The organism is Streptomyces sp. HUAS MS02, from assembly GCF_055702265.1.
In genome coordinates this window covers 6,871,428-6,888,870 of the sequence record NZ_CM146747.1, presented here as the reverse complement: position 1 = coordinate 6,888,870, position 17,443 = coordinate 6,871,428, and the positions used below count along the sequence as shown (strand labels likewise).

Sequence of the window (17,443 nt, the reverse complement as noted above, 5' to 3'; positions counted from 1 at the left end):
CAAAACCCCCTCGTGTTCTTCGTCCCTGTCCCCACGGGCGGCCTGAGCCGTCCCCAAGAGAGAGTGTGAGAGTGCTCGTACTCGTCGCTCCCGGCCAGGGCGCCCAGACGCCCGGCTTCCTGACTCCTTGGCTCGACCTCCCCGGTGCCGCCGACCGCCTCGGCGCGTGGTCGGACGCCATCGGGCTGGACCTCGCCCACTACGGCACCGAGGCCGACGCCGACGCGATCCGCGACACCGCCGTGGCCCAGCCGCTGCTCGTGGCGGCCGGACTGCTGTCCGCCGCCGCCCTGGGAGAGGTGACGCCCGGCGCGGTCGCCGGCCACAGCGTCGGCGAGATCACCGCCGCCGCGTTCGCCGGTGTCCTCGACGACACCGCCGCGCTGACTCTCGTCCGCAAGCGGGGCCTGGCCATGGCCGAGGCCGCCGCGATCACCGAGACCGGGATGTCGGCGCTGCTCGGCGGCGACCCCGAGGTGACGATCCCGCACCTGGAGCGGCTGGGACTGACCCCGGCCAACGTGAACGGCGCGGGCCAGATCGTCGCCGCCGGCACCCTGGAGCAGCTGGCCGCCCTGACGGCCGAGAAGCCCGAGGGCGTCCGTCGCGTGGTGCCCCTGAAGGTCGCGGGCGCCTTCCACACGCACCACATGGCCCCCGCCGTGGACACCCTCGCCAAGGCCGCCGAGGAGATCGCCCCCGGGGACCCGAAGCTCACCTACGTCTCCAACAAGGACGGGCAGGCCGTCGCCACCGGCGCCGAGGTGCTCTCCCGTCTCGTCGGACAGGTCGCCAACCCGGTCCGCTGGGACCTGTGCATGGAGACCTTCCAGGAGCTGGGCGTGACCGCGCTCGTCGAGGTGTGCCCCGGCGGCACGCTCACCGGACTCGCCAAGCGCGCGCTGCCGGGTGTGGCGACGGTGGCGCTGAAGACACCGGACGACCTCGACGCTGCTCGCGCGCTCATCGCCGAGCACCAGAACTAGGAGCCCCGGAGCTATGTCGAAGATCAGGCCAGGCAAGGGCGCTCCGTACGCGCGCATCCTCGGCGTGGGTGGCTACCGCCCGGTCCGGGTGGTGCCCAACGACGTGATCCTGGAGAAGATCGACTCGTCCGACGAGTGGATCCGCTCCCGCTCCGGCATCGAGACCCGGCACTGGGCGAACGACGAGGAGACCGTCGCCGCCATGTCGGTCGAGGCGTCCGGCAAGGCGATCGCAGACGCCGGGATCTCCGCCGAGCAGATCGGCGCGGTCGTCGTCTCGACCGTCTCGCACTTCAGCCAGACCCCGGCCGTCGCCACCGAGATCGCCGACAAGCTGGGCACGGCCAAGGCCGCCGCCTTCGACATCTCGGCCGGCTGCGCGGGCTTCGGCTACGGTCTCACCCTCGCCAAGGGCATGATCGTCGAGGGCTCGGCCGAGTACGTCCTCGTCATCGGGGTCGAGCGGCTGTCCGACCTGACCGACCTGGAGGACCGGGCCACGGCCTTCCTCTTCGGTGACGGCGCCGGCGCGGTCGTCGTCGGCCCCTCCCAGGAGCCGCACATCGGCCCGACGGTGTGGGGTTCCGAGGGCGACAAGGCCGGCACGATCAAGCAGACGGTTCCGTGGAACGAGTACCGGATCGGTGACCTCGAGAAGCTCCCGCTCGACAGCGAGGGCAACGTCAAGTTCCCCGCGATCACGCAGGAGGGCCAGGCGGTGTTCCGCTGGGCCGTGTTCGAGATGGCGAAGGTCGCTCAGCAGGCGCTGGACGCGGCCGGGATCAGCTCGGACGACCTGGACGTCTTCATCCCCCACCAGGCCAACGAGCGGATCATCGACTCGATGGTGAAGACACTCAAGCTGCCGGAGCACGTCACGGTCGCGCGTGACGTGCGTACCACCGGCAACACCTCGGCCGCCTCGATCCCGCTCGCGATGGAGCGGCTCCTGGCGACCGGCGAGGCGAAGAGCGGCGACACCGCGCTCGTCATCGGCTTCGGGGCGGGTCTCGTGTACGCCGCGACGGTCGTTACCCTCCCCTAGGCACCCGAGCCGGATCTTGTGGTCCGGCGCGGGAACAGCACAACCTGCCGCTGACGCGGCGGGCCGCCCCACCCTCTCGAAACCGTCTGAAAAACAACGAAGGAGCGCCTGACATGGCCGCCACCCAGGAAGAGATCGTCGCCGGTCTCGCCGACATCGTGAACGAGATCGCCGGCATCCCGGTCGAGGACGTCCAGCTGGACAAGTCCTTCACCGACGACCTGGACGTCGACTCGCTGTCCATGGTCGAGGTCGTCGTCGCCGCCGAAGAGCGCTTCGACGTCAAGATCCCGGACGACGACGTCAAGAACCTCAAGACGGTCGGCGACGCGACCGAGTACATCCTCAAGCACCAGGGCTGATCCGGCGGATCGGGTCCGGCCCGATCCCCCGCGGAGCAGTCCGTTTGCCCCGCCACCCGGCGGTGGCGCCGCTGAATCCTCGTAACCGTTGGAGAACATTCCCGTGAGCTCGACCAATCGCACCGTGGTCGTCACCGGTATCGGCGCAACCACACCGCTGGGTGGCGACGCGACTTCCACCTGGGAGGGGCTGGTCGCCGGCAAGTCCGGTGTCGGTCCCCTGGAGCAGGAGTGGGCCGCCGACCAGGCGGTCCGCATCGCCGCGCAGATCGCCGTGGAGCCGACCGAGGTCATCCCCCGGCCGCAGGCCCGCCGACTGGACCGCTCGGCGCAGTTCGCGCTGATCGCGGCCAAGGAGGCGTGGGCCGACGCCGGTTACTCGGAGACCTCGGCCGACGACGGCACCGTCGACGCGGACCGTGTCGGCGCGGTCATCGCCTCCGGCATCGGTGGTGTGACGACCCTGCTGGACCAGTACGACGTGCTGAAGGAGAAGGGCGTACGCCGCGTCTCCCCGCACACCGTGCCGATGCTGATGCCCAACGGCCCGTCGGCCAACGTCGGTCTGTACGTCGGCGCGCGCGCCGGTGTGCACACCCCGGTCTCCGCCTGCGCGTCGGGCGCCGAGGCCATCGGCTACGCCATCGAGATGATCCGCACCGGCCGCGCCGACGTCGTGATCGCCGGTGGTACCGAGGCCGCCATCCACCCGCTGCCGATCGCCGCGTTCGGCAACATGATGGCGATGTCCAAGAACAACGAGGACCCGCAGGGCGCCTCCCGTCCGTACGACACCGGCCGTGACGGCTTCGTCCTGGGCGAGGGCGCCGGTGTCGTCGTCCTGGAGTCGGCGGAGCACGCGGCGGCGCGGGGTGCGCGGGTCTACGCCGAGGCCGTGGGCCAGGGCATCTCCGCCGACGGCCACGACATCGTGCAGCCGGAGCCGGAGGGGCGGGGCATCGCCCACGCCCTGCAGAACCTGCTGGACAGCACCGACCTGGACCCGGCGGAGATCGTGCACGTCAACGCGCACGGGACGTCGACGCCGGCCGGTGACATCGCGGAGCTGAAGGCGCTGCGGAAGGTGTTCGGCGACGACACCGACCACTTCGCGGTGTCGGCGACGAAGTCGATGACCGGGCATCTGCTGGGCGGCGCCGGTGGTGTCGAGACGGTGGCGACGGTGCTCGCGCTGTACCACCGGGTGGCTCCGCCGACGATCAATGTGAACGACCTGGACCCCGAGGCGGAGGCGAACGCCGACATCGTGCGGGGTGAGGCTCGCAAGCTGCCGGTCGAGGGCCGCATCGCCGCCCTCAACGACTCGTTCGGGTTCGGTGGGCACAACGTGGTGCTGGCGTTCCGGACGGTCTGATTTTCCGCCGTGAACGGTGAGTGGCCCGTACCCCGGGTTGGGGGGCGGGCCACTCGTCGTTGTGCGTCCGTTGTCAGCCGGCTGCCGGCCGGTGGGGGCTTGTCGCGCCCGCGCGGCGGAGCCGCATATCGACACAGCCCCGCGCCCCTGACGGGGCGCTCCTCACACCACCTGGTGGAGCCAGCGGACCGGGGCGCCCTCGCCCGCGTATCTGAACGGCTCCAACTCGTCGTCCCAGGGCTTGCCGAGGAGCTTGGAGAGGTCGGCCTCCAGGTCGGTCTCGCCTCGTTGGCTGCGGAGCAGCGCCGCGCGCAGGCGGTCCTCGGGGATGAGGATGTCGCCGTGGATGCCGGTGACGGCGTGGAAGATGCCGAGATCGGGGGTGCAGCTGTAGCGCTCGCCCTCGGCGGTGGCGCAGGGCTCGGCGGTGACCTCGAAACGCAGGAGGTGCCAGCCGCGCAGTGCGGACGCCAGCTTGGAGGCGGTGCCGGCCTGGCCCTGCCAGGAGAACTCGGAGCGCCAGGTGCCCGGGGCGGCCGGCTGGCGGATCCAGTCGAGGTTCACGCGGGTCCCGAGGACACCGGCGACGGCCCACTCGACGTGCGGGCACAGCGCACGCGGCGCGGAGTGCACGTACAGGACTCCACGTGTCGTCACCGGGGCCTCCACAGAGCAGGGCATCTTGTCTTTTGACGGAACGGCAGTGGCAGGGCGGCCACGTGGCGAGGCTACCGTGCGGCGGGGCAAGGAGTGTGACGTACCGTCGGAGCCGACGCCAGGACGCGGCGCTGTTTCACCCGGGGGGACGCGTGTGCGGTACGGAACAGTTGCACCTTTCGCCTCATCGTTCTCGTCGGTCTCCCGTGTCGGGAACTCCCGGGCGTTGTCATGGGTGGGAACTTGCACGTGTAGGACCGACGAGGGGACCAGGGGATGCGGAAGCGACGCCACCGATCGAGGGCGGTGTGGGGCGCTGTCTCGGCGGCGGTCCTGCTGGCCGTGACCGGGTGCGACGCCACCGGCGGCGACTCCCCCGGCCCCGAGGGGACGGGCCCGCGCGCCGCCGCGTCGGCCACGCCCACACCGGCCTGGGACAGCACCCCCGAGTCGCTGGTCGCCGTGGGGGATTCCATCACCCGGGGCTTCGACGCGTGCAAGGTCCTCTCCGACTGCCCCGAGGTGTCCTGGGCGACCGGCACCGACGTCTCCGTCGACAGTCTCGCCGTACGGCTGCTGGGGCGCTCCGGAGCACTGGAGCGGAGCTGGAACTACGCGGTCACCGGGGCCCGGATGGCCGACCTGCCGAACCAGATGGCCCGGGCGGTGACCCGTGAGCCCGAGCTGGTCACGGTGATGGTCGGCGCGAACGACGCGTGCCGCGCGACCGTCGCCGCCATGACGCCGGTGGCCGACTTCCGCGCGGACTTCGAGGACTCGATGGCGACGCTGCGGGACGCCCTGCCCAAGGCACAGGTGTTCGTGGCGAGCGTGCCGGATCTGAAGCGGCTGTGGTCCGAGGGCCGTACCAGCCAGGTCGGCAAGCAGGTGTGGAAGCTGGGCATCTGCCCGTCGATGCTGGCCGACCCGGACGCCCTCACCACGGCGGCCGGGCAGCGGCGCGACGCGGTGCAGGATCGGGTGGAGGCGTACAACGACGTGCTGCGCGAGGTCTGCGCGAAGGACCGCCACTGCCGGTACGACGGGGACGCCGTCTTCGACTACCGCTTCGGGCGGGCCCAGCTCAGCCAGTGGGACTGGTTCCATCCGAGCGTGGACGGGCAGGCGCGGCTGGCGGAGATCGCGTACCGGATCGTCAGCGCCAAGGAGTCGTGACCTAGGGTTTCGCTCATGAGCGAACCTTTCGGCACACTTCCCGACGGCACGGCCGTGCGTCGGTGGACGCTGGAGCGGGGCGGGACGCGGGTGCGCGTTCTGACGTACGGCGGGATCGTGCAGTCCGTGGAGATTCCCGACCGGGACGGGCGGACCGCCGACGTGGTGCTGGGGTTCGCCGGCCTCGACGGGTACCTGCGCCATCAAGGGCCGTTCTTCGGGGCGCTCATCGGCCGGTACGCCAACCGGATCGCCGGCGGCCGGTTCACTCTCGACGGGCGGGTGTACGAGCTGGTGCGCAACGACCCGCCGAACTCCTTGCACGGCGGTCCGCTCGGCTTCGACAAGCGGGTGTGGGAGGCGGAGGGCGTCGCGGGCGGGGCCGGGGTGCGGCTGTCGCGGGTGAGCCCGGACGGGGAGGAGGGGTTCCCCGGGCGGCTGGAGGTCTCGGCCACGTACACGCTGGCGGAGGACGGGAGCGCGCTGCGGATCGCGTACGAGGCGGTCACGGACGCGCCGACCGTGGTGAACCTGACCAATCACTCGTACTGGAACCTGGCCGGGGCGACGTCGGGGCCTGCCGGTGGGCACGAGCTGCGGATCGACGCGTCGCGGGTGACGCCGGTCGACGCGGATCTGATTCCGACCGGCGAGCCGGCGGACGTCGAGGGGACCCGGTTCGACTTCCGGGTGGCGCGGAAGGTGGGGAGCGGGTACGACCACAACTTCGTGCTCGACAAGGGGGTCACGGAGGGCGCCGAGCCCGTCGCCGAGCTGTGGGAGCCGGGGTCGGGACGGGTGTTGGGCGTGGCGACGACCGAGCCGGGGATGCAGCTCTACACGGCGGATCATCTGGAGGGGCCCTTCGGGCCCGGGGACGGGATCGCGCTGGAGACCCAGCACTTTCCCGACTCGCCGAACCGGCCGCGGTTCCCGAGTACGGAGTTGCGGCCGGGCGGCGTCCACCGGTCGGAGACGGTTTATGGGTTCGGGGTGCGTGCGTAGGTGGGTCGGGTGCGGGTGAGTCCCTATGCCTCGACCGTCACCGTGATGCGGCGGTCGGCGATCGAACGGCCCGCTGCCACCTCGTACGAACCCTCCATGTACACCCACGCGTTGGTGTTCTCGTCCCAGATCTCGAAGGCGCGGCGCGGGAGTTGGACGACGGCTTCCGCCGTCTCGCCCGGGGCCGCCTCCACCGTCGCGAAGCCCGCCAGCCAGCGGGTCGGGCGGTTCTCGTCCGGGGTCGTGGGGGCCAGGTAGAGCTGGACGGTCTCCCGGCCCTCGCGGGTGCCCGAGTTGCGTACCCGTACCGTCGCCGTCGTGCCGCTGACGTCGAGGGACTCGTACGTCCAGTCGGTGTAGCCGAGGCCGTGGCCGAAGGGGTACGTGGGGGTCCTGTGTTCCTTGTCCCAGGCCCGGTAGCCGATGAAGACGCCCTCGTCGTAGGCGAGTTCGCCGGACGTGGGGGTGACCTGGGTGACGGGGGCCTCGGACAGGTCGCCCCAGGTGGTGGGGAGGCGGCCGCCGGGCTCGTGGGTGCCGGTGAGGACGTCGGCGAGGGCGGCGCCGCCCTCCTGGCCGGGGAACCAGGTGAGGAGGACGGCGGCCACGTCGTCGCGCCACGGGAGTTCCACCGGGGAGCCCGCGTTGACGACCACGACCGTGGCGGGGTTGGCGGCGGCCACCGCGCGGACCAGGTCGTCCTGGCGGCCGGGCAGGCGGAGGTTCTCGCGGTCGAAGCCCTCGGACTCGACGCGCTCGGTGGTGGCGACCACGACGACGGCCGTGTCGGCGGCGCGGGCGGCCCGGGCGGCCTCGGCGATCAGGTCGTCGGGGTCGCGCTGCGGGCCCTGGTGGCAGAGCGAGAAGGCGAGCATCGTGATGGGGGTGTCGGGGGCGAGCTCCACGACATGGGTGAGGGAGACCCGCACCGGGGTGCCCTCGGTCAGGTCGACCCGGGCCAGGGGGACGGGGGCGCCGAAGAACGACACGAAGGGGTCGTCGGTGTCGGTGGTCCGCACACCGTCGAAGTGGGTGGTGCCGTCGACGGTGAGGGTGTAGGCGCCGAGGCCCTTGACGCCGAAGGTGTGGGTGCCGGTCTCGCGCGGGGTGAAGGTGCCGGTGATCTCGACGGTGTGCAGGGTGGTGTGGGTGACGCCGTCGGGAAGGTCCGAACCCATCCACTGGATGTGGCCGTTGGGGGCGGAGCGGGTGCCGATGACCGTGCCGGAGACGTCTCGGCAGACGGCCCGGAGGGTGAACCCCTTGTCGGCGACGGCCAGTTCCTCGTTGGGGTCCGCGCCCACGGAGTACGTCAGCGCGCCCTCGGGGAGGGCGGCGGTGAGGCCGTCGAGCGGGGAGACGACGCGGGAGGGGAAGACGATGGCCGAGCCACCGCCGAGGACGCGGGCGTCGCGGGCCGCGGCGCCGCTGAGGGCGACCGTCGAGCCCGGTGCGAGGGGGAGGGCCGCCCGAGCGTCCGGCCGGCCGGCCGGTGCGTCGTTGCGGACGAGGACGAAGGAGCGGCGGGCGATCTCGCGGGTCAGGGCCTCGCCGTCGACGGGGGCGGGGAGTTCGGTGACCACCGGGTCGGCGCCTTCCAGGATGCCGACGCGGGCGGCCAGGCGCAGGACGCGGCGGACCGCCTCGTCGAGTTCGGCCTCCGTGACCTCGCCGGCGCGGACGGCGGCGGCCAGGGGCTCGCCGTAGACGGTGACCGGGCCGGGCATGGCGACGTCGAGGCCGCCGGTGAGGGCGTCGGTCGTCGAGCGTGCCGCCGTCCAGTCGGAGACGTTGAAGCCCTCGAAGCCCCACTCGCCGCGCAGGACCTCGTTCACGAGGTGGCGGTGCTCGGTCATGGTGGTGCCGTTGACCTGGTTGTAGGCGGTCATGATGCCCCAGGGGTGGGCGCCCGCCAAGATCGCCTCGAACGGGGCCAGGTACAGCTCGCGCAGGGCGCGTTCGGAGACCAGGTTGTCCACCGTGAAGCGGTCGGTCTCGGCGTCGTTGGCGACGAAGTGCTTGACCGTGGTGCCGACGCCGCCGGACTGCACGCCCGTCACATAGCCCGAGCCGATCTCGCCGGTGAGGTACGGGTCCTCGCTGTACGCCTCGAAGTGGCGGCCGCCCAGCGGTGAGCGGTGCAGGTTGACCGTGGGGGCGAGCAGGACGTGGACGCCCTTGCGGCGGGCCTCCTGGGCCAGCAACACCCCTGCGCGGCGGGCGAGTTCGGGGTCCCAGGTGGCGGCCAGGGCGGTCGGGGAGGGCAGCGCGACGGACGGGTCCTCGGCGGTCCAGCGCACTCCCCGGACGCCGATGGGGCCGTCGGACATGACCAGCGAGGGCAGGCCGATCTCGGGCAGCGCGGGCAGGGTCCACATGTCCTGGCCGGAGAGGAGCCTCGCCTTGGCGTCCAGGTCCAGCCTGGCGAGGGCTTTCTCCACGGCCGCTTCGCGGGCCTCGTCGGCCGGGGTGGGGCGGGTGCCCGGGGTTGCCGCCATCGCGGTGCCTCCTCTTCGAGTCACGTTCTCCGTCTCCGCCATCGTGCACGCATCACCTGTAGATTAGTAGGTTTCGTTATGTTGCCGTTATATTCACGCCGGTCCGGCGGGCTCCGATGCCGTACGGTGACGGCATGAGCGGCACCAGGGGAACCAGGAGCGTGAAGGGTGAGGAGCGGCGCGCGGAGATCGTGCTGGCGACGCTGGAGGTGATCGCCGAGCGCGGTTACCGGGGCGCGAGCATGGCCGCGGTCGCCGAGCGCGTCGGACTCACCCAGCAGGGGCTGCTGCACTACTTCCCCACCAAGGAGGCGCTGCTCGTCGCCGTCCTGCGGGAGCGGGACCGGTGGGACGCCGTGCCCGACAGCCCGTTGCGCCTCGATCTGCTGGGCTCCCTGGTCGAGTACAACGCCATGCGGCCCGGGATCGTGCAGACCTTCTCCGCGCTGCTCGGCGAGAGCGTCACCGAGGGGCATCCCGCGCGCGAGTTCTTCACCGAGCGGTACGGGCGAGTGCGGGGCTCCATGGCCGAGGTGCTGCGCGCCGAGTACGGCGACCGCCTCCCGAGCGGGCTCACCCCGGAGCGCGCGGCGCCGCTGCTGGTGGCCGTGATGGACGGTCTGCAGTACCAGTGGCTGCTGGACCCGGGCACGGTGGACATGCCGGGGGCGTTCCGGGACTTCCTGGCGCTGCTGGGCGAGGACGTCGACTGAGTCGGCAGCCGACTGAGATGCCCGGCGCGCCGGGCGTGGCGCGCGCCCCTTCCGTCACGCGATACTTCCGCCGTCCGGAGCGACACCCCCACGGCACCGAACAGCGACGGAAGGACCCGAACTCCCTTGACTTCCCCACTGACTCATCGGCGTGCACGCGGAGCGACGACAGTGCTGGCGGCTCTGCTCGCCGGGCTGAGCGCCCCCACCTCCGCCTCCGCCTCGCCCTCGACGGCGGCAGCGGTCTCCGCGGCCGCGGCCCCCACCGTCGAGGAGCTGCGGCTCGACCGGGCCGTGCCCCAGGAGATCCTGCGGCGGTCCGGATTCGACACCGTGGCACCGGAGTTCGCGCGGGCCCTGGACGGGACGCGGTCGTACGCGCAGGCCGAGCGGATCGTCGCACGGCAGGGCGAACGGCTGTGGACCCGGGCCGTGGACCGGGCCCAGGGGCGGGGGCCCGCGGTCGGCGATCTGAGCCGGGACGACGACCGTCCGCTGTACTGGGCGCGGCTCGGCATGACACGGGAAGTACGCGGCTGGGAGCCGTCGTTCGAGCTGAGTGACGGTCAGAGGGCGCGGCTGCTGGACACGTTGGAGAGGACTTCGCGCGGACAGGACTCCCTGCGCTTTCCGCACGGCGGCGAGGGGGTGAAGCGGGTTCTCGTCACCGGATTCGATCCCTTCACGCTGGACCGGGACGTCCGCATCTCCAACCCGTCCGGGGCGACGGCGCTCGCCCTCGACGGGACGGTGATCCGGACCGCCGAAGGGCTCGCCCGCGTCGAGACGGCCGTCTTCCCCGTCCGCTGGCAGGACTTCGCGGACGGCACGGTCGAGCGGACGCTCGGGAGCCGGTTGCCCCGCGTGGATCTCTTCGCGACCGTCAGCCAGGGCCGGGTGGGCCGTTTCGACATCGAGCGGACCAACGGGGCCTGGCGCGGCGGCTTCGGTGACAACGACAACATCGGCGTGACCGGGACCATCCCGGTGGCCGACCCCGCCACCCAGCCCCAGTGGACCTCCACGACCCTGCCGTACGCGGACATCGTCGCCGCGCAGACCGGGCGCTTCCCCGTCTACGACAACACGAGCGTGACCGAGATACCGGCCGGCGGTACGGCGGCGGTCGTCCGCCCGAACGGGCCGACGCCGGGCTCGACCGCGCGGGCCGGGGGCGGCGGCGACTACCTCTCCAACGAGATCGCCTACCGGGCGACGCTCCTGCGCGACCGGCTGGGGCTCGGCTCCTCGCTGCCGGGCGGGCATGTGCACACGCCCGTCCTGCAGTTCGGGACCGGCAACACCGACCCGGCGACCGGGACGGTGACCGATCCCGACTTCGTGCGGAACCGGTTGGACATCATCGCCCAGGTGCGGGAGATCGTGCGGGTGGCCCTGGAGGCCTCGGTGGATTCCGGGGTGGGTACCTCGGCCGACGCTTCCGTCAGTGCGACGGGGCGAACGCGAGGCTGATGCCGAGGCCGGCCAGGACGGAGCCGATGGCCTTGTTCAGCGCCTTCTGGCCGCGCAGCATCACGGCACGCATCCGGTCGTGCGAGAAGAACACGGCGACGACACCGAACCACAGCAGGTGGGCGAGGGCCATGAACAGGCCGTAGCCCGCCTGCTGGACCAGCGGTGTGCCGGGGCTGACGACCTGGGCGAACGTCGAGACGACGAAGAGGGTCGTCTTGGGGTTGAGGACGTTCGTCAGGAAGCCGGAGCGCAGGGCGGCGAGCGGGGTCACGGCCGCGGTCGGCCGGGCCAGGTCCACGGTGACCTCGTCGCGGGTGCGGAAGGTGCGGACGCCGATGTAGACGAGGTAGGCCGCGCCGACCAGCTTGATCACCGTGAACAGGAAGGTGGAGGAGGCGATCAGCAGGCCCACGCCGAGCATCGTGTACGTGACGTGCACGAGGACGCCGGCCGCGACGCCGGTCGCGGAGAGCAGGCCGGTCGCACGGCCGTAGAGGTAGCTGTTGCGGATGACCATGGCGAAGTCGGCGCCGGGGGCGATGACCGCGAGGACGGTGATGACGGCGACGGCGAGGATCTCGTTCACGCGCCGACCTCCGGCTTGCGGAACGCGGGCGGGGTGGCGGGGTGGTGGGCGGCGGGGACGCGGTTGCGCTCGTCCTCGCCGGTCGTCTCCTCGCCCAGCAGGTCACGGGCCATGAGGGTGGCGCCCGCGACCGCGCCCGGCATCAGGAAGACGGCGACGAACGGCACCACGAAGGCGAGGCCCAGCGGGGTGCCGAAGCCCCAGATGAGGGTCCTGCGGGAGCGCAGGAGGGTGAGGCGGTCGCGGAGTTCGACGCCTCGGCGCTGGAGGGCGACGGCGGTCAGCTCCTCGGTGAGGAAGAAGCCGGTGACGAAGAAGCCGATCACCGGGACCACCGTCTGGCCGATGAACGGGACGAAGCCGAGGGCGAAGAGCAGGATCGCCCAGACCAGCGCCCGCAGGAGGACCCGGAGGCTGTCCCGGGCCGAGATCCACAGCTCCCGCCACAGCGGCAGGTCGGACTCCGGGGCGGTGCCGTCCGGTGAGACGTCCCGGTCGACCTTCTCCGAGAGGTTCTCGTAGAAGGGCTGGCCGATGAGGAGGGTCACGGCGGTGAAGGTGATGACCGCGAGGGCCAGGGCCAGGGCGAACAGGACGGCCGTGAGAAAGCCGCGGAAGAGCCCGGGCCAGGGGCTGGACCAGTCGTCCGCGAAGGGCGTGGCCCAGGTGACGAAGTCGGGGCCCCAGACGGCGAGGGCCACCAGGGCGGCTATGTAGAGGACCAGGGTGATGAGGCCCGGGATCAGGCCGAAGCCGTACTGCTTCCCGTGCCTGGCCACCCAGCGTTGGCCCTGGACGAGGTACTGGAAACCCACCCCTAGATCGCGCATGGGGCGAACTTTACCCAGCAGTGGTGCGGGGGCCTTCCCCGGGAGCGTACGCGCGGGTCGTGCGTGGCTGTTCGCGCAGTTCCCCGCACTTCCCCTTACGGGGCGAAGGCGCCCCCTGTCGAGAAGGCCAGCTCCGCGAAGCGATCTCCGATCAGGTGGTGGGTCTCCGCGTCCGGGTGGAGGTCGTCCGGGAGGGGGAACGTGGTGGCGTCCTGCTCGCCGTAGAGGGTGAGGCCGTCGAGGTAGTGGAGGTGGGGGTCCTCCGGGGTGCGGCGGGCCACGATCGACGCGAGTTCGTCGCGGATGACGCGGAGGGTGAGCCGGCCGGGGGTGAGGTCCTCCGGGTCGCCCATGGGGCGGAAGCGGAGGCCGCCCTCGGCGAGGCCGGTGAGGTCGGGGGCGCTGGGGCCGGGGGTGTCCTCGTGGATGGGGCAGAGGATCGGGGAGACGACGAGGAGCGGGGTGGTGGGGTGGCCCTCGCGGATCGTGTCGAGGAAGCCGTGCACGGCCGGGGTGAAGGCGCGCAGCCGCATCGCGTCGTGGTTGACGAGGTTGATGCCGATCTTGACGCTGATCAGGTCGGCCGGGGTGTCCCGGATGGCGCGGGCGACGAAGGGGTCGAGGAGGGCGCTGCCGCCGAAGCCGAGGTTGACGAGTTCGACGCCGGCCAGCCGGGCGGCGTGCGCGGGCCAGATGCCGAGGGGGCTCGCGGCGTCGGAGCCGTGGCTGATGGAGCTGCCGTGGTGCAGCCAGACCCGGCGGTCCGGGTCGGGGGCGGGCTCGACGGGGGCGTCGGTGCGCAGGGCGACGAGTTCGGTGGTCTCGTTGTGCGGGAGCCAGATCTCGACCGTCTTGAGGCCGGCGGGGAGGTCGGAGAAGGCCACCGTGCCGGGCCGGCCCGTCCGGTGCTCCGCCGTACCGGTGGTCATGTCGATGGTCAGGGTGTTGCCGTCCGGCACACTCCCCCGGGCGGTCGGGCGACCGTCGACGACCAGGTCGTACAGGCCGTCCGGGCGGGGTGGGGCGCCCACGTAGGTCCGCTTGGTGCGCAGGGCGTCGAGTTCGACGGCGGTGGCGCGGGTGCGGAAGACCAGGCGTACGCCGGAGGGCTGGGACTCGACCGTGGCCAGCTGCGGATCGGTGCACTGGGCGCGGGCCCGGGCGGGCAACCGGTGCGGCAGGACGCCGTGTTCGGTGCGTTCCAGCTCCAGGGCGCCGCGCAGGAGGTCGGCGGTGATGGGGGTGGTGATCCAGGGGGAGGTCATGGCGCAACCTGACGATCGGCGGGGGGAGGGTGGGTTCGGCGGTGGTCGGCGGCGGGGCGCCCTCAGGTCGACCGGGCGGCCGTTGCCGGCGGCGGGGCTCCCGGAGGGCAACCGGGCGGCGGTGGCGGCCAGTTGCGCAGCAGGGCGTCGAGGGCGTCCAGGACGCGTTCCCAGCTCTCCTGCGAGTCGGGGGCGCTGTGGCTGAAGCCGCCGGCCGCCTCCAGGCTGACGTAGCCGTGGAAGACGCTGCCGAGGAGCCGGACGGCGTGGGTCTGGTCCGGCTCGGTGAGGTCGTACCCGCGCAGGATCGCCCTGGTCATCTGTGCGTGCCGGCCGCCGGCGCTCGCCGCGGCCGCCTCGGGGTCGAGTCTCAGCCGGGCCGCCGCGTACCGGCCTGGGTGCGCGCGGGCGTAGTCGCGGTACACGTCGCCCAGGGCCGCCAGGGCGTCCTTCCCGGCGCGGCCGGCGAGTGCGGTGGCGCCCCGGTCGGCCATCTCCTCCAGGGCGAGGAGAGCGATCCGGGTCTTGAGGTCCTGGGAGTTGCGTACGTGCGAGTACAGGCTCGCGACCTTCACGTCGAAGCGGCGGGCCAACTCCGAGACGGTCACCTCGTCGAAACCGATCTCGTCGGCCAACTCGGCGCCCGCCAGGGCGAGACGTTCCGGGCTGAGCCCCGCGCGTGCCATGCCCCGACCCCGTCCTTCCGATCCGTTCGACAGTGACGATGATGCAGTTTCCTAAAGCTTTTAGGCAAGTAGGGATGCCCCCTAGGTTACGGAGTTTCCTGAGTGCCTGTGTCGTCTGTGCCCTCTTGTTGCCCGGGAGTCGAACATGTAGACCACCTGTGGTCACCCGCACCGGCACGTCGTAGGAACCGCTTCAGAAGGAACCCCACTCCAGGAGGTTGCGTGCGTCCGCCGAGACCCGGCCCGAGATCCGCACTGTTCAGCGTCGCCGCCGTCACCGTCACCGCAGGATCCCTGCTCGTCGCCCCGCATCCCGCGGGCGCCGACCCCAAGCCGCCGGTCCGTGAGGGCTCGGCCCTGTCGCCGGGCGCCGCCCAGGCCCCGGCGAGCGCGACCCGGCGGGCCCTGGCCCAACCGGTCGCCGACCTCGCCGACACGGCCGGTTCCAGCCGCGGTTACCCCCGTGAGCAGGTCCTCTCCCCCGACCCGGAGAACCCCGCCGACAAGTCCCTCAAGCTGGGGCTCACCCCGTACCACGCTATCGCGCCGAAGCTGAACGCCCTCCAGCGGCTCGGCGACCGGGTGAGCGTGGAGATCGCGGGCCGGTCGGCCGGCGGCCACCGGCTCTACCTCGTCACCGTGACCGCCCCCGAGACAGCGCGGCAGGCCCGCGACCAGGCGCGGATGCGCGAACTCATCGAGTCCGCGCCCCGGTCGGCCGCCAGGAGCCCGGAGATCAGGAAGACGTACAAGGCGCCCGTCTTCTTCAACAACAACATCCACGGCAACGAGTGGGAGGGCACCGACGCGTCCCTGAAGCTCATCGAGCGGCTCGCGACGGCGACCGACGCCCGGACGAAGGACCTGCTCGCCCACTCCCGGCTGTACTTCAACATCACCGCCAACCCGGACGGCCGGATCGCGGGCACCCGCGCCAACGCGGTCGGCTTCGACATGAACCGGGACTTCGTCACCGCCTCGCAGCCCGAGGTGCGGGCGATGCGGCGGATCCAGATCGACAAGCAGCCCGTCGTCATGCTCGACCTGCACGGGTACGTCAACGGCACGCTCATCGAGCCGACCACTCCCCCGCACGGCGAGAACTACGAGTACGACCTCTTCCTGAAGAACACCTACGCGAACGCGCTCCGCATGGAGTCCGCCGTCAACGGCCTCGGTCACACCCCCGCGAAGGACGGCGTCGACCCGGTGCAGATCCCGTTCCGCGACTCGGAGGAGGGGTGGGACGACTGGCCGCCGATCTTCACCCCGCAGTACGCGGCCTTCCACGGCGCGGTCGCCGCGCACACCGTGGAGATCCCGCTCCAGGTGAACAACGCGGCGTACGAGTCGCTGCCGGTCGAGGAACTGCGCCGCCGGTCCGCGATCAACGTCGACGTGGCGGGCGCGGCCCTGCGCGCGACCCTCGACTTCGTACGGGAGAAGCGGACTTCGCTGGTCGCCGACCAGATCGAGGTGTTCCGGCGCGGCGCGGCGGGCGCCGCCCAGGTCCCGGTCTCGGCGGAGACCGTCCCCGGCGTGCCCGGCATCGGCCCCGAGGACGTCTACACGACCGACTTCCCGCGCGCCTACGTCGTCCCCGCGGGTGGCGGGCAGCGCTCCGCCACGGCCGCCGCGCGACTGGTCGACCACCTGCTCGCCAACGACGTCCGCGTGACCCGCGCGACCCGCGCCTTCCGGCTCGGCGGCCGGTCGTACGCGAAGGGGTCGTACGTCGTCGACCTGCGTCAGCCCAAGCGTGGCATGGCCAATGTGCTGCTCGCCGACGGCACCGACATCAGCGGCAAGGTCTCGGCGATGTACGACATCTCCGGCTGGAGCCTGGGACGGCTGTGGGGCGCCACCGTGGTGGCGGCGCACAGCGGTCGTCCGTCCGCCGTGCCGGACCGGCCGGTGACGTCCGCCGCCCGTGTGGGTCAGGTCGCGCCGCGCGGCAACCTGCGCCTCCGGCTCGACTCCCCGCAGGAGATCGCCGCCCTCAACTCCCTTCTCAAGGACGGTGTTTCGGTACGTCAGGCGGCCGACGGCAGCGCGCTCGTGCCGTCCTCGGCGCGGCGGAAGGCCCAGGCGCTCGCCCGGTCCCACGACGTGGTCTTCGAGGCGGCCAAGGGCGCGCTGAAGGGCACGCCCCTGCGTCCGGTCCGGGTGGCCGCCGCCGTCACGGCGGGCGAGCTGTTCGCGCTGCGCGAGATGAACTTCGACGTGGTCCCGGTGTCGACGGCCGTCCTCAACGCGGGCTTCGACTGGTCCCGGGCCGACGTGCTGTTCGTGTCGTCGGGCCTGTCGTACGGCGCTCTGAACGAATCCGCCCGTACGGGCCTGACCGGCTTCCTCTCCACGCACGGGCTGGTCGGCCGGGGTGCGGCCGGCGCGGCGCTCGCCACGGCCACCGGGCGGCTTAAGGCCACGGCGGTCCAGGGCAACGGGGACGCCAACGGCGTGGTGCGCGTGGTGAACGCGGGCGGCGCGGTGACCGGCGGGGCGCCGGACCACAGCTTCGTCTACGCGCCCGTGTGGTTCACCGGACTGGGCGACGGGGTGCGGGTCGAGCAGTCGTACGGCGGCGGGAACCCGCTGGTGTCCGGGCACTGGCGGCCGTCGGAGGACGGATCCGGTGGCCCGGCGGCAGCGGCGGGCCGGGCGTCCGTGGTCAGCGGACCGCACGCGGTCCTGTTCGGCACCGAACCGCTGTTCCGCGCCCACCCGAAGGGGGAATTTCCGCAGATGGGGCGGGCGTTGCTGACGGTGAGCCGGTAGCGGGC

Annotated in this window: 15 protein-coding genes; 9 read left to right on the top strand and 6 right to left on the bottom strand. The window is 72.2% G+C overall.

From position 1 onward, the window contains the following. Positions 1–71: 71 nt before the first annotated feature. The 4 genes from ACZ9QC_RS29640 to fabF all read left to right on the top strand — a co-directional run bounded on the left by ACZ9QC_RS29640 (position 72) and on the right by fabF (position 3,768). Positions 72–986, top strand: coding sequence for an ACP S-malonyltransferase (locus tag ACZ9QC_RS29640; protein WP_472915908.1), 915 nt, complete (start codon positions 72–74; stop codon positions 984–986). 13 nt (positions 987–999) lie between these two features. After that, positions 1,000–2,031: a ketoacyl-ACP synthase III gene (locus tag ACZ9QC_RS29635; protein WP_215455200.1), complete on the top strand. Its 1,032-nt coding sequence runs from the start codon at positions 1,000–1,002 to the stop codon at positions 2,029–2,031. Positions 2,032–2,144: 113 nt separating this feature from the next. Beyond that, entirely contained in the window at positions 2,145–2,393 is a 249-nt protein-coding gene (locus ACZ9QC_RS29630) for an acyl carrier protein (protein WP_152775753.1), read from the top strand. A 103-nt stretch (positions 2,394–2,496) separates the two neighbouring features. Beyond that, positions 2,497–3,768, top strand: a complete 1,272-nt coding sequence (gene fabF / locus ACZ9QC_RS29625; protein WP_184894639.1) for a beta-ketoacyl-ACP synthase II — start codon at positions 2,497–2,499, stop codon at positions 3,766–3,768. Between the two features lie 162 nt (positions 3,769–3,930). Here fabF and ACZ9QC_RS29620 read toward each other — a convergent pair whose 3' ends face one another. Beyond that, the gene (locus tag ACZ9QC_RS29620) at positions 3,931–4,425 is read right to left on the bottom strand and encodes a DUF3145 domain-containing protein (RefSeq protein ID WP_152168417.1); all 495 of its coding nucleotides are present in this window, start codon (positions 4,423–4,425) and stop codon (positions 3,931–3,933) included. A 276-nt stretch (positions 4,426–4,701) separates the two neighbouring features. Between ACZ9QC_RS29620 and ACZ9QC_RS29615 the strand changes: the two genes are divergently transcribed. Together ACZ9QC_RS29615 and ACZ9QC_RS29610 are read left to right on the top strand one after the other, a co-directional pair. Continuing rightward, complete coding sequence (locus tag ACZ9QC_RS29615; RefSeq protein WP_472915907.1) at positions 4,702–5,601, top strand: SGNH/GDSL hydrolase family protein; 900 nt, start codon at positions 4,702–4,704, stop codon at positions 5,599–5,601. A gap of 15 nt (positions 5,602–5,616) precedes the next feature. Next, the gene (locus ACZ9QC_RS29610) at positions 5,617–6,606 is read left to right on the top strand and encodes an aldose epimerase family protein (protein WP_472915906.1); all 990 of its coding nucleotides are present in this window, start codon (positions 5,617–5,619) and stop codon (positions 6,604–6,606) included. 23 nt (positions 6,607–6,629) lie between these two features. On the opposite strand, the gene ACZ9QC_RS29605 is transcribed toward ACZ9QC_RS29610, so the two are convergent. After that, positions 6,630–9,104, bottom strand: a complete 2,475-nt coding sequence (locus tag ACZ9QC_RS29605) for a glycoside hydrolase family 3 protein (protein ID WP_472915905.1) — start codon at positions 9,102–9,104, stop codon at positions 6,630–6,632. 116 nt (positions 9,105–9,220) lie between these two features. On the opposite strand from ACZ9QC_RS29605, the gene ACZ9QC_RS29600 reads away from it, so the two are divergent. Together ACZ9QC_RS29600 and ACZ9QC_RS29595 are read left to right on the top strand one after the other, a co-directional pair. Then, positions 9,221–9,817, top strand: a complete 597-nt coding sequence (locus ACZ9QC_RS29600) for a TetR/AcrR family transcriptional regulator (RefSeq protein ID WP_472915904.1) — start codon at positions 9,221–9,223, stop codon at positions 9,815–9,817. A 171-nt stretch (positions 9,818–9,988) separates the two neighbouring features. Further along, positions 9,989–11,290, top strand: coding sequence for a pyroglutamyl-peptidase I (locus ACZ9QC_RS29595; RefSeq protein ID WP_472915903.1), 1,302 nt, complete (start codon positions 9,989–9,991; stop codon positions 11,288–11,290). Here the strand turns inward: ACZ9QC_RS29595 and ACZ9QC_RS29590 are convergent. From ACZ9QC_RS29590 to ACZ9QC_RS29575, 4 genes are all read right to left on the bottom strand, one after another. After that, a complete protein-coding gene (locus ACZ9QC_RS29590; protein ID WP_472915902.1) occupies positions 11,262–11,879 on the bottom strand; it encodes a LysE family transporter in 618 nt (205 codons plus the stop codon). The genes ACZ9QC_RS29595 and ACZ9QC_RS29590 overlap by 29 nt on opposite strands. Continuing rightward, positions 11,876–12,709: an EI24 domain-containing protein gene (locus ACZ9QC_RS29585; RefSeq protein ID WP_472915901.1), complete on the bottom strand. Its 834-nt coding sequence runs from the start codon at positions 12,707–12,709 to the stop codon at positions 11,876–11,878. The genes ACZ9QC_RS29590 and ACZ9QC_RS29585 overlap by 4 nt, the downstream gene beginning before the upstream one ends. 95 nt (positions 12,710–12,804) lie before the next feature. Further along, positions 12,805–13,974 (bottom strand): GDSL-type esterase/lipase family protein, encoded by a 1,170-nt coding sequence (locus ACZ9QC_RS29580; protein ID WP_472915900.1) that lies wholly within the window; start codon positions 13,972–13,974, stop codon positions 12,805–12,807. Positions 13,975–14,036: 62 nt separating this feature from the next. Next, positions 14,037–14,660, bottom strand: a complete 624-nt coding sequence (locus ACZ9QC_RS29575) for a TetR/AcrR family transcriptional regulator (protein ID WP_472915899.1) — start codon at positions 14,658–14,660, stop codon at positions 14,037–14,039. A gap of 222 nt (positions 14,661–14,882) precedes the next feature. Between ACZ9QC_RS29575 and ACZ9QC_RS29570 the strand changes: the two genes are divergently transcribed. Continuing rightward, the gene (locus ACZ9QC_RS29570; RefSeq protein WP_472915898.1) at positions 14,883–17,438 is read left to right on the top strand and encodes a M14 family zinc carboxypeptidase; all 2,556 of its coding nucleotides are present in this window, start codon (positions 14,883–14,885) and stop codon (positions 17,436–17,438) included. Positions 17,439–17,443 lie beyond the last annotated feature (5 nt).